Source organism: Methylophaga frappieri, assembly GCF_000260965.1.
GTDB classification, from domain to species: domain Bacteria; phylum Pseudomonadota; class Gammaproteobacteria; order Nitrosococcales; family Methylophagaceae; genus Methylophaga; species Methylophaga frappieri.
In genome coordinates, this window is sequence record NC_017856.1 from 1,512,511 (window position 1) to 1,525,387 (window position 12,877).

The 12,877-nt window shown below is 50.1% G+C and carries 11 protein-coding genes; 9 read left to right on the forward strand and 2 right to left on the reverse strand.

Going from position 1 to position 12,877, the window contains the following annotated elements:
• Positions 1–47 precede the first annotated feature (47 nt).
• Genes Q7C_RS07205 through Q7C_RS07230 form a run of 6 tightly spaced genes read left to right on the forward strand, consistent with a single transcriptional unit; the run spans position 48 to position 6,361 of the window.
• Positions 48–1,025, forward strand: a complete 978-nt coding sequence (locus Q7C_RS07205) for a KpsF/GutQ family sugar-phosphate isomerase (RefSeq protein ID WP_014704072.1) — start codon at positions 48–50, stop codon at positions 1,023–1,025.
• A gap of 13 nt (positions 1,026–1,038) precedes the next feature.
• Positions 1,039–1,560, forward strand: coding sequence for a 3-deoxy-manno-octulosonate-8-phosphatase KdsC (gene kdsC / locus Q7C_RS07210; RefSeq protein ID WP_014704073.1), 522 nt, complete (start codon positions 1,039–1,041; stop codon positions 1,558–1,560).
• Positions 1,544–2,125 carry an LPS export ABC transporter periplasmic protein LptC gene (gene lptC / locus Q7C_RS07215; protein ID WP_014704074.1) on the forward strand — a complete coding sequence of 194 codons (582 nt, stop codon included), beginning with the start codon at positions 1,544–1,546 and terminating at the stop codon, positions 2,123–2,125. The genes kdsC and lptC overlap by 17 nt, the downstream gene beginning before the upstream one ends.
• Positions 2,103–2,894, forward strand: coding sequence for a lipopolysaccharide transport periplasmic protein LptA (lptA, locus tag Q7C_RS07220; RefSeq protein ID WP_041366653.1), 792 nt, complete (start codon positions 2,103–2,105; stop codon positions 2,892–2,894). The genes lptC and lptA overlap by 23 nt, the downstream gene beginning before the upstream one ends.
• A gap of 5 nt (positions 2,895–2,899) precedes the next feature.
• On the forward strand, positions 2,900–3,625 hold the full coding sequence (gene lptB, locus Q7C_RS07225) for an LPS export ABC transporter ATP-binding protein (RefSeq protein ID WP_014704076.1): 726 nt from the start codon (positions 2,900–2,902) through the stop codon (positions 3,623–3,625).
• A gap of 51 nt (positions 3,626–3,676) precedes the next feature.
• Entirely contained in the window at positions 3,677–6,361 is a 2,685-nt protein-coding gene (locus tag Q7C_RS07230; RefSeq protein WP_014704077.1) for an ABC transporter substrate-binding protein, read from the forward strand.
• Between the two features lie 9 nt (positions 6,362–6,370).
• Here Q7C_RS07230 and xseA read toward each other — a convergent pair whose 3' ends face one another.
• A complete protein-coding gene (gene xseA / locus Q7C_RS07235; RefSeq protein ID WP_014704078.1) occupies positions 6,371–7,822 on the reverse strand; it encodes an exodeoxyribonuclease VII large subunit in 1,452 nt (483 codons plus the stop codon).
• Between the two features lie 62 nt (positions 7,823–7,884).
• On the opposite strand from xseA, the gene guaB reads away from it, so the two are divergent.
• The 3 genes from guaB to Q7C_RS07255 all read left to right on the forward strand — a co-directional run bounded on the left by guaB (position 7,885) and on the right by Q7C_RS07255 (position 12,479).
• Positions 7,885–9,348: an IMP dehydrogenase gene (gene guaB / locus Q7C_RS07240; protein ID WP_014704079.1), complete on the forward strand. Its 1,464-nt coding sequence runs from the start codon at positions 7,885–7,887 to the stop codon at positions 9,346–9,348.
• Between the two features lie 48 nt (positions 9,349–9,396).
• Complete coding sequence (gene guaA, locus Q7C_RS07245; protein WP_014704080.1) at positions 9,397–10,974, forward strand: glutamine-hydrolyzing GMP synthase; 1,578 nt, start codon at positions 9,397–9,399, stop codon at positions 10,972–10,974.
• 308 nt (positions 10,975–11,282) lie between these two features.
• Positions 11,283–12,479, forward strand: coding sequence for a tyrosine-type recombinase/integrase (locus tag Q7C_RS07255; RefSeq protein ID WP_014704082.1), 1,197 nt, complete (start codon positions 11,283–11,285; stop codon positions 12,477–12,479).
• Here Q7C_RS07255 and Q7C_RS07260 read toward each other — a convergent pair.
• Positions 12,463–12,711: a helix-turn-helix transcriptional regulator gene (locus tag Q7C_RS07260; protein ID WP_041366655.1), complete on the reverse strand. Its 249-nt coding sequence runs from the start codon at positions 12,709–12,711 to the stop codon at positions 12,463–12,465. The two genes, Q7C_RS07255 and Q7C_RS07260, sit on opposite strands and share 17 nt — an antisense overlap.
• Positions 12,712–12,877: the final 166 nt, after the last annotated feature.

Genomic DNA, 12,877 nt, shown 5'->3' on the forward strand with positions numbered 1-12,877 from the left:
CCTTAGATGTTTATACTGATGGCCGGGATTCACCACCAAGAAAAAACATGACGCTAAGCAATGACAAACTGATTTCACTGGCAACCGCGGTGATCGATACCGAACTGGATGCAGTCAGTGCTTTGCGGTCGCGAATTGATGCCACTTTTGTAAAGGCTTGTCAGTTTTTATTGCAATGCGAGGGGCGCATTGTCGTTATTGGCATGGGCAAATCCGGTCATATCGGCGGCAAGCTGGCGGCGACCTTTGCCAGCACTGGCAGCCCCGCTTTTTTTGTGCATCCGGGCGAAGCCAGTCATGGTGATCTGGGTATGATTACTAACAAAGATGTGGTCGTTGCGCTCTCAAACTCGGGCGAAACCAGCGAAATTTTGACGATTCTCCCCATTATTAAACGACTTAATATCCCTCTGATTGCGCTTACTGGTCGGCCACAATCCACGCTTGCCCGATGCGCCAGTGCACATTTAGATGTCAGCGTTGACAAAGAAGCCTGTCCGCTTGGTTTGGCACCCACCGCCAGTACCACGGCAACGTTAGTCATGGGCGATGCACTTGCGATTGCTTTACTGGAAGCGCGTGGTTTTACCGCTGATGATTTTGCTTTGTCTCACCCCGGTGGCCATTTGGGTCGGCGTTTATTACTCCGCGTCAGTGATATTATGCATACAGGTCAGGCTATTCCGCAGGTCCAGGAATCGGCCGGACTAAGTGAAGCCCTGCTGGAGATGAGCAATAAAAGTCTGGGCATGACGGCAGTGACTAACGCACAGGGTCAATTGTGTGGCATTTTCACGGACGGTGACCTACGCCGGGTATTATCTCAAACCGTTAATGTGCATACCGCTTTGCTGGCAGACCATCTGACCCGAAACTGTAAAACCGGCCAGCCGGATATGCTTGCCGCAGAGGCCTTGGCGATAATGGATCAATACAAAATTAACGCGCTGCTCATTGTCGATCAGCAGCAAAAACTGGTTGGCGCGCTAAATATGCACGACTTGCTGCGTGCTGGCGTCGTCTAAAACAGGAATCATCATGCAAGACATTCTGGCGAGAGCCAAACAAATCAAACTGCTTATTTTTGACGTTGATGGCGTCCTCACGGATGGTCGCATCATTATCGGTGACGATGGTCAGGAATATAAAGCCTTTCATTCGCGTGACGGTCATGGCATGAGGTTGCTTCAATATACCGGGGTTGAGATAGGCATTATTACCGGCCGGACCTCCAAGACGGTGGAGCATCGTATGCAAAACCTGGGTATCAACCACGTCTATCAGGGACAAAAGGTCAAGTTACCGGCTTTTGAAGAATTGACCGCCAAACTGGGCATCAATCCCGAGCAGTGTGCTTATGTGGGCGACGACTGGGTCGATTTGTCGATCATGAGTCGAGCTGGGCTTTCGATTGCAGTGCAGGATGCAGATGCGCGTACCAAACAACATGCGCATTGGATTACGCCATCTTGCGGTGGCCAAGGTGCTGCACGTGAGGTCTGTGAACTCATTATGGAAGCGCAGGGTACCCTGCAGGATCAATTTGAACGCCATCTTTAATCTGTCCAGACTGACCCGTCTCGGGCTGCTTGTTGCGGTAGTGGTGAGTCTATGGCTTTTGCTGGCCAGTGAACCTGAACCAACCACGCGCAACACCAATCCAGTCAGCGACGAACGAAGCAGCGATTACGCAATGACCGATTTCGTCATGACGGTGATGGATACCAATGGCTATCCGCAACGGATTATCGAAGGTCGAGAAGCAGCCCATTATCCTGATGGCGATCGGACACAAATCATCAAACCGGAAGGCCTGATCATGCATCAACAAAAAGATGATTGGATTATGCAAGCCGATATGGCCGATACCACTGGTAAGGGAGAACACATTGTGCTGACCGGGAATGTTATTATCACCAACAAGGATCAGCCTTCGATACAATTGTTGACCGATCTGATGCATCTGGACACCGTCAATAATACGGCCTATACCGATCGTCCGGTTGTGATGCGGTCACCCAATGGGGACACGCATGCGGTTGGCTTTCATGCCGCTTTACAGGAAGAAACCATCAATTTGCATTCAAGGGTAAGAGGACAATATGATGCGCCTGCAACTAACTAGCCTGCTTCTTTTCTGGCTGCCAATCGTGGCTTGGGCATTACCAAGTGATAGAGATGAGCCAATCAATATCGAAGCGGATCATGCCCAGATGGACGACGCGTCGGGTGTCGCCCAGTACAAAGGTGATGCGATCCTGACTCAAGGCACTTTGCGTATTGAAGGCGATATCATCACCTTTTATTACGATGAGAATAAACAACTGAAAAAAGCCGTTGCCGAAGGAAAACTGGCCACTTATAAACAAGTCCATAAACCCGGTGAAGAACCCGTTCGTGCCAAAGCATTACGCATGGATTATTTCGCTGGTGATCAAAAAATTTACTTGATTGGTGAAGGTTACGTCTGGCAGAACGGGGATGAATTTAAAGGCAATCAAATCGAATACGATATTGCCCGTAATGTGGTTTTTGCCAATTCACGCTCTGTTGATATTGATGGCGAAAGCCGGAGCAGTGGCCGTGTACACGTCACTATTCAGCCTCCAGGACAACGTCAGCAAGCACCCGCTGCCGAGCCCGCAGTGCCAGCCGAAACTATTCAGGCGCCGTCACAAACCGGAGATACTTCCTACCCGACTGGTGTTGTCTCCACCGTATTGAATATTCGCACGGGACCAGGGACACAATACGAACGGATTGCCACTTTTGCTGCCAATACCGAGGTGCTAGTTCTGACACGTCAGCAACAATGGGCACAGGTCAAAGGCATGGTCGATGGCGAACCAACCATCGGCTGGGTAAATGCACGTTATCTGCAGGATGCGCCCTAACTTCAATGCGTAAACTTGCTGCACAGCACCTTGCCAAACAGTATGGCTCTCGTCAGGTCGTCAAACAGATTTCGCTAGAAGTTAACAGCGGCGAGATAGTCGGCTTATTGGGACCCAATGGCGCGGGCAAAACCACCAGTTTTTATATGATCGTCGGCTTAGTCCCCGTAGATCGGGGGCATATCTTTCTGGACCAACAGGAAGTCACTCGTGAGCCCATGCATCTGCGCGCCCAGCGCGGTATCGGCTATCTACCCCAGGAGGCATCGGTATTTCGTAAACTAACGGTAGAACAGAACCTGCGAGCCATTATCGAAACACGGCAGGATCTCACTGCCGACGCGGCTTCGTCTCTGCTTGATCGTCTGCTGAGTGATTTTCATATTGAACCCATTCGTGACGCGCTGGGTATGGCCTTGTCCGGCGGCGAACGACGGCGTGTCGAAATTGCCCGCGCCTTGGCAACCGAGCCTGATTTTATTTTACTTGATGAGCCTTTTGCCGGTGTCGATCCGATTTCTGTACTCGACATTCAAGGCATCATTAAAGATCTGGCCGCACGCGGTATCGGCATCCTGATTACCGACCACAATGTCCGAGAAACGCTGAGCGTCTGTCAGCGCGCCTATATCTTTAACGAAGGGGAAGTCATTGCCAGAGGGACCCCGGCAGAGATATTAAAAAATGAACAAGTCCTCAATGTTTATCTGGGTCGCGAGTTCAGGCTTTAAATACGTTTAATTCAGGGTATGATAAGCCCAATTGCCCTTTAGGGATGATGGATGTCCTGTTACCGCCGCTTTCTGTTGTGTCTGTTGCTTGTCTTGCCAGGCTCTTTGCTGGCAGTCGAGGAAAGTCGAACGCTGACACCGGTGACCGTCAAACTGCACTGGCTTCATCAATTTCAGTTTGCTGGCATATACGCTGCCATCGAAGCGGGTTACTATCGTGATGCCGGGCTGAATGTCACTATCGAAACCGCTTGGGAACCGCCTCATGATGAAGTAGAAAGCGGTGAAGTTGAGTTTGGTTTTTCTGGTGCCGGGCTGGTTGTCGAACGCCTTAACGGACGCCCTTTTGTGGCGCTAGCTGCCATTTTCCAACGCAGTCCTTATACCTGGCTGGTGCTCGCTGAGAGTTCAATTGAAGAACCCACCGACTTTATTGGCAAAACCGTCACGCGACATTCCTCGGTAGATGATTTGTCAGCCATCCTCTGGCAGCAGAATATCGACACCACGAAAATTAACTTTGTGCCACGCCAACCAAACGATCTGCAACGCCTTATTGCCGGGGAGATAGATATTTTGCCAGCTTATGTTTCCAACGAACCTTATTATCTGGAACAGCGGAATATCGCTTATCGGGCTATCTCCCCCCATGACTTTGATATTAATTTTTACAGCGATATTCTGTTTACCAGTGAGCAGTTTTTACGTGAGTCGCCAGAAATCGTCGCTGCTTTTCATCGGGCAACACTGCAAGGCTGGGAAGATGCCCTGAACTATCCTGACGCCGTTATTGACACTATCCTGCGTAATTACAACACGCAACAGAAGACACGTGCCCACCTCTACTACGAAGCGAACGCATTAAAATCTCTCAGCCTTTATCCTATGGTGGAGATTGGTCATATGACACTGGCTCGATGGCAGGCCATCGCAGATTATTATCAAAAACAAGGCGTCGTGAATAATAGCCAGCCGCTGGCTGGATTTCTGTATGAGCCGCCCTCAGAAAGGGATGTGACCGCTTGGCAATGGGGCTTGCTGTTATTAGCTCTGATCGCCATCATGGCCTTACTCGGTTTTCATCTAAAACGCCGTCACAGTTTACTTCTGAAAAGTCAGGTGGCCGAAAAAACTGCGGCGCTGGCGCAGGAATTACAACATCGAAAAACACTCGAAAATTATGCCAAACGTGAAGGAGAACGATTAAAAACCGTACTGGATAATACTCAGGACGGCGTCATCACGATCGATGCCAGTGGCAAAATTAGCCATTTTAATCAAGCCGCATCCACTTTGTTTGGCTATCAACCTGATGATGTCATTGGCAAAAACATCACCATGTTAATGCCGGCGACTTTTCGTCATCAACATGAACAGGGAATGCTGCGTTTTCTGCAACATGGCGAATCAAACGTGATTGGTTCAGCAGTGCAAGTTGAGGCGTTGCATAAGAGTGGTCAGACAATCCCGATTGAGCTGACACTCAGTGCCTATCAATGGGAGTCACAATACTTTTTTACCGGTATCGCTCGCGATATCTCTTTGCGACAGGCGGAACATCAAGCTTTGATTACCGCCAAGGAGGAAGCAGAAAAAGCCAATCAGGCCAAGTCAGAATTTCTCTCGGCCATGAGTCATGAGCTGAGAACGCCATTAAATGCCATCATGGGCTTTGCCCAACTGCTAAAAATGGATATCCAGAATCAACTTTCAGCAGAGCAAAGCAGCCACCTTGATATTATTTTGCAAAGCGGTTCGCATCTTGCCAAATTGATCAATGATGTTCTGGAATTGTCGCGCATCGAGTCCGGCAATCTTGATGTTACTCTGGTGCCCGTGAATGTCAGTCAGGTGATTGAGGACTGTTTGCCTTTTTTGCAAACGTTGGCGCATGACAACAGCATCCAAATTGATATCCCGCCCGCGACTAATCATTGGGTCAAGGCGGATGCAACCCGGCTGAAACAGGTGATGATTAATCTGCTCAGCAACGCGATTAAATACAACCGGCCACAGGGCATGGTCAGTATCAGTCTGGATGAACTCTCAGACAACCAGATCTTGCGAATCACCATTACCGATACCGGGATAGGCATTCCAAAACAGCTTCAAACACGTTTATTTACTGCATTTGATCGGCTTGGTCAGGATGCCTCCGGCATTGAAGGTAGCGGTGTTGGACTGGTAGTAACCCAACGTCTGATTGAGGCTATGCAAGGGCGTATTGGGTTTGATAGCCGCGAAGGTGAAGGCAGTCGCTTTTGGCTTGATTTGGCATTGATGCAAACCAAGATGACGCCGTCACCAGCGCCTGTCGACACTGAATCCTTGCCAGAAATCCAGTCAAGTCAGTCTGTGCCTGGTGGCAAAACCATGACCGTACTGTATGTCGAAGATAACCCGGCCAATATACAACTCATGCAAGCGTATTTCCGCCAGCATTCACACTGTGTCATGCATAGCTGTAAAACTGCCGAAACGGCATTACAGGCAATTACCACACTAAAACCAGAATTAATTTTGATTGATATTAATTTACCTGGCATGAATGGCTTGGAAGCAACCCGTCAGATTCGGCAAATGCCGGGGATGAAACCCGTCCCTATTGTTGCCATCACCGCCGCTGCCATGCCGCATGAACAACAACGTGCCAGCGGCTTGTTTGATGCCTATTTAACCAAACCACTCAATTTCAATGAGTTGGATATTTTTTTACAAAATAACCTGTCCCCATAACTGTTTGGTTTAGCGCTTCCCCATCACCTTGCACTGCAATACCCCCTGATGCAGACGAATCGAGACCGCATCGCCCGTGGTGACCTGCGCGCTGTTTGTCACCACACGACCGTCATCACAACTGGTAATACTGTAACCACGATCCAGGGTATTCAGCGGACTGACTGCTGACAACGTTCGTGCCTGCTGAGTGAGTGACTGACGACGCGATTGCAACTGCTGATGCAATGTTTTATGTAATCGGCCCTGTAACGCACCCACTTGTTGTTGAGATCGCTGCAATCGCTGGCTCACTGACTGAATATGATGCTGCCAATGCGCATTCAATTGTTTCTCCAGCCCCAGCAGTTTCTGGCGTTGAAACGCAATTTTTGCCTGTGGATGCAGTATTCTGGCCTGCAAAAAATCGGTCCGCTGATAGGCGGACTGCAGGCGACGTTGCATGGTGCTTTGCAACTGGTAGCACAATCGCTGAAGTAATTCCTGTTGGCTGCGTAATGCATGTCGAGGATGCGGCAGCCGCTGTCTGAGATAATGCAAATAGTGGTTTTGCTGCTGCAACCTCCGCTTGATCGTCAACGACAGTCGGTTTTGGGTCTGCGCTAAACTTCTAAGCAGATCAGTCATATCGGGTACGGCCATTTCTGCCGCCGCAGAAGGTGTGGGTGCACGCACATCAGCGACGAAATCCGCAATGGTAAAATCGACCTCATGTCCTACCGCGCTGATAACTGGTATCTGACAAGCAAAAATCGCTTGTGCTACTTTTTCATCATTAAATGCCCATAAGTCTTCCAATGAGCCACCGCCCCGCCCCACAATCAATACCTCACACTCTTTTCGACTCGCAGCCAGTTCAATCGCCGCCTTAATCTGTGATGGCGCAGTTTCACCCTGAACTGCAGTGGGATAAATAATCACGTTTACCGCCGGAAAGCGACGTTTTAATACACTCAAAATATCGTGCACAGCCGCCCCATCCGGCGAGGAAACGATACCGATAACCGTTGGCGCAGACGGTAAGGTTTTTTTATGTGCAGTATCAAACAGGCCGGCCAGCCCTAACCGAGCTTTTAGCGCTTCGTATGCCCGCTGCAGCGCACCACTGCCCGCAGACTCCATGTGTTCAACGATGAGCTGAAACTCGCCGCGTCCTTCATACAACGTAACGCGAACCCGCAATAACACCTGCATGCCGTTTTCAGGCGTCAACCGGAGGTATTGATTGCGGCCGCGAAACATTGCGCAACGCACCTGCGCTGCCTCATCTTTAAGCGTAAAGTAGAGATGTCCGGATCCAGGCATGGCCAGATTAGAAATTTCGCCCTCAACCCAAAGCAATGGGAAGCTGCCATCCAGGAGTTGTCGGGTCTCACGCACCAATCGCGACACCCCATAGATATCCGTAACCTGACGCTTGGCGAGTTTCGAGCTTGAATCAGATGTGACAGGTGCTGCCATAAATCTTCCTGTTACTGATATAATTAGCCGATCATATTACAGGAAAATCAGGAATCCACCCGATGAGAATTGCGCAAGAAGCCCTGACATTTGACGACGTGCTGCTCCTGCCTGCCTACTCCAACGTGTTACCACGTGAAGTGAGTTTGACCACACAGCTGACCCGTGAAATCAGTTTGAACATCCCATTATTGTCCGCTGCCATGGATACCGTGACCGAAAGCCGGCTGGCCATTGCTATGGCACAGGAAGGTGGTATGGGTATTTTGCACAAAAACATGACCATTGAACAACAAACTGAAGAAGTGCGTCGTGTGAAAAAGTTTGAGAGTGGCGTTGTGCGTGATCCAATTACCGTCAGCCCCACCACAACGATTGGTGAGGTTGTTGCCCTGACCCGTGCGCACAGCATTTCCGGTGTGCCAGTTGTGGACGGCGATGATCTGGTCGGTATCGTTACCAGCCGTGATCTGCGATTTGAAACCCACTTCGATAGCCCTGTTTCAGAAATCATGACCGGCAAAGACAAACTGGTGACGGTTGGTGAAGACGCCAGTCGCGAAGAAGTCCTGCACCTATTGCATAGTAATCGCATCGAAAAGGTGTTGGTTGTCGATAACAACTTCCATCTTCAGGGCATGATCACAGTCAAAGATATTCAAAAACAAACCGATAATCCCCTCGCATCGAAAGATGCTCAGGAGCGTTTACGCGTCGGGGCCGCGGTGGGTATTGGCGCTGAAAGTCAAACACGGGTTGCGGCTTTAGCTGCTGCGGGCGTTGATGTCATCGTCGTCGATACGGCGCACGGGCACTCCCAAGGGGTGTTGGATATGGTCAAATGGGTCAAACAACATTACCCGGAATTACAGGTTATTGGTGGCAATATTGCCACGGCAGAAGCGGCTAAAGCGTTAGCTGATGCCGGTGCCGATGCCGTCAAGGTTGGTATTGGACCAGGCTCGATTTGTACAACGCGCATCGTGGCTGGTGTTGGTGTGCCGCAAATATCTGCTATCAGTAACGTTGCTGCTGCTCTGGCCGGTACTGGCGTGCCGCTGATTGCTGATGGTGGCGTGCGCTTTTCGGGTGATATTGCCAAGGCCATTGTCGCTGGCGCACAGGCCATTATGGTTGGCGGTATGTTTGCCGGTACCGAAGAAGCGCCAGGGGAAGTCGAGCTTTATCAGGGCCGCGCATACAAATCTTATCGTGGCATGGGCTCAATGGGTGCGATGTCGCAAAAACAAGGTTCCAGTGACCGTTACTTTCAGGAGTCCAGCGATGCCGACAAACTGGTTCCAGAAGGTATTGAAGGCAGAGTGCCATTCAAAGGCAATCTAAGCCCGTTAATTCATCAATTGATGGGGGGCCTGCGCGCCAGTATGGGCTATACCGGTAGCCGTACCATTGAAGAAATGCGAACCAAACCTGAATTTGTCAGAGTGACCTCTGCCGGCATGAGTGAAAGCCACGTCCACGATGTCACTATTACTAAAGAAGCCCCGAATTACCGGATTAGCTAATCATTCCCGGCATCTGATTGCCGTATTTTGCCGATTAAAGAGACCCCAATGAGCAGCAATATTCACGATCACCGCATCCTCATCCTGGATTTTGGTTCGCAATACACGCAATTAATCGCCCGCCGCATTCGCGAAGCGGGCGTTTATTGTGAGTTACGCAACCCGGAAATGTCTGAAGCGGAAATTCGTGCGTTTAATCCCAGGGGCATCATTCTTTCTGGCGGCCCCGACTCCACCATTGGTGACGCTGCGCCGAGTGCGCCACAATGTGTTTTTGAACTGGGACTGCCAGTTTTAGGCATCTGCTACGGCATGCAAACCATGGCACAACAATTGGGCGGACAGGTGGAATCATCCGCTCATCGCGAATTTGGTTATGCCCGTATTCGCGCGCGTGGCCATTCCGAACTGCTCCGTGAGATTGAAGATCATACGACAACCGAAGGCTGGGGCATGCTGGATGTGTGGATGAGCCATGGTGATCGCGTTGCCAGTTTGCCGGAAGGCTTTAAGGTGATAGCAAGTACAGATAGCGCGCCAATTGCCGGTATGGCGAATGAATCGCGTCGGTTCTACGGTGTACAGTTTCACCCAGAGGTCACCCACACCACCCAGGGACAACGCATGATTGAGCGTTTCCTGATTGATATCTGTGGCTGTGAAACCTTGTGGACCTCTGCCAATATCATCGAAGACAGTATTGCTGCCATTCGCGAACAAGTGGGCGATGACGAAGTGTTATTGGGTTTGTCAGGTGGTGTTGACTCCTCGGTTGTAGCAGCATTACTGCATAAAGCGATTGGTGATCAACTGACCTGTGTCTTTGTTGATAACGGTCTGCTGCGTCAAAACGAAGGCGATCAGGTCATGGCCATGTTTGCCAAACACATGGGCATTCGTGTGATCCGCGCTGATGCCGAAGATCGTTTCCTCAACGCTTTGGAAGGCATCGATGATCCGGAACAAAAACGCAAAATCATCGGCAATAAGTTTGTCGACATTTTTGATGAAGAAGCCGCCAAACTGAAAAACGTCAAATGGCTGGCCCAAGGCACGATTTACCCGGATGTAATCGAGTCTGCCGCCGCAAAAACCGGTAAAGCGCATGTGATCAAAACACACCATAACGTCGGTGGATTGCCTGAGCACATGAAACTCAAACTGGTCGAACCATTACGCGAATTATTTAAAGACGAAGTCCGTAAACTCGGCGTCGAACTCGGTTTACCTTCAGACATGGTTTATCGTCACCCTTTCCCTGGCCCGGGTCTTGGCGTCAGAATTCTGGGTGAAGTGAAAAAAGAATTCGCCGACTTATTACGCAAAGCCGATCAAATCTTCATCGCAGAATTACGCAAACACGACCTATATGACAAAACCAGTCAGGCATTTGCTGTCTTTCTGCCGGTGAAATCCGTCGGTGTAATGGGTGATGGCCGCCGTTATGATTATGTTGTGTCACTGCGTGCCGTGGAAACGATCGACTTTATGACCGCACGCTGGGCTAACTTGCCATACGATTTTCTGGATCTGGTTTCACGCCGCATCATTAATGAAACTGCCGGTATTTCACGGGTGGTCTACGACATTTCCGGCAAACCGCCTGCCACTATCGAGTGGGAATGATTCCACGTCTGGCACTGGCTGGCATTCACAAGCAGTAAACCTCTATTAACCCATTGATATCAATGGGTTTTTCTTTATTTTTCCTGGCAATGTCAGGCACTCCCTAGCACCCTCAAGCAAACTTTTTTCATGGTATTTTTGATGGTATTGTTCGAGCTGATACCGCGACCTCAAAGAAATACCATGCCATGAATTTTGGAGTAGTCATGGTATCGAAAATCACTAACATGCTGATATTAAAGGAAATATAGGCGAAAAATACGGCATGTTTGATCATGGTATTAAGGACGAGAAAAGGAGGATTAGCCATGCTGACCGATACCAAGCTTCGCAACCTGAAACCTCAAGACAAGCTCTACAAGGTCAACGACCGAGACGGCCTTTACGTAGCAGTCACACCGGCAGGGACAATCTCTTTTAGACATAACTACTCCATCAGCGGCCGTCAGGAGACGTTGACCATCGGTCGATATGGCAGTGGCGGTATCACACTGGCGGAAGCGCGGGAACTGCTGAGCGAAGCAAAGAAAATGATTGCAGCCGGCAAATCCCCGGCCAGAGAGAAAGCGCGCGACAAATCGCGCGTGAAGGATGCCGAAACATTCGGGGCATGGGCTGAAAAATGGTTGCGCGGCTATCAGATGGCTGACTCGACACGCGACATGCGTAAATCGGTCTACAATCGTGAGTTGAAAAAGCGCTTCGGCAATCAGAAATTATCTGAGATCACACATGAGGATCTCCGGGCAGTGACCGATGCCATCGTGGAAAGAGGAGCGCCAGCAACAGCCGTCCACGCCCGAGAAGTGGTATTACAGGTTTATCGGTGGGCGATCGAACGCGGACAGAAAGTTGAAAACCCCGCTGAAATGGTTCGCCCCAACAGTATCGCCAGATTCGAACCCCGAGACCGCGCCCTGAGTCCTGCCGAAATTGGTCTGATGTATCGGTACATGGATCGAATCGGGACCTCGCCGCAATATAGAGCCGCAATCAAGCTGCTGTTATTGACCATGGTCAGAAAATCCGAGTTGTCCAACGCCACCTGGGAAGAGATCAATTTTAGCGAGGCACTCTGGACGATCCCGAAACAGCGTATGAAGCGACGAAATCCACATTTGGTGTTTCTGTCTCGCCAGGCACTGGATATCTTTATCGCACTGAAGACCTTTGCCGGTGGCTCTGAATTCGTGCTTCCCTCGCGGTATGATTCCGACTTGCCTATGAGTGCAGCGACTTTGAATCGCGTTCTTGCCCTGACGTATCAGGCTGCACAAAAGGATGGTGAACAGCTTGGTAAATTTGGTCCGCACGATCTGCGTCGCACAGCCAGCACCTTATTGCATGAAGCAGGCTACAACACTGATTGGATTGAAAAGTGTCTTGCCCATGAGCAGAAAGGAGTAAGGGCAATTTACAATAAAGCCGAATACCGGGAGCAACGGGCGGCGATGTTGCAAGACTGGGCTGACATGATTGACGAGTGGACTAGCGTGAAACGTTAATGGGGATTCCTGGCCGGATAGGTTGATCTTCAGACTCTTTGCGCGATTCGATCCACTTTTCCACCTCGGCCAAGTCCCAGGCGACATTGCGGCTTGTCAGCACGATTCTGCGCGGAAAGTCGCCTCGTTTCTCCATATTGAAGATGGCGCGATCTGAAAGCGGAATCATAGCCAGTAATGTTTTTCGATTGATTAAAGTCTTTCTTGGTCGAGTAGGGTGTCCGTCATCCATTGCTTCTCACTCTCGCTCCGGACCGCACGTGTCAGAGTCTTAGGCTTGCCAAAAACTAAACGTTAGCACCGTGCAAATCATTTTGGCAAAAGAGAATGTTTAGCAATGTGATAAACAATTACTGCATCAGGGTGGGGTGACGGACTTAGGAGTGTTGCCGTGACAG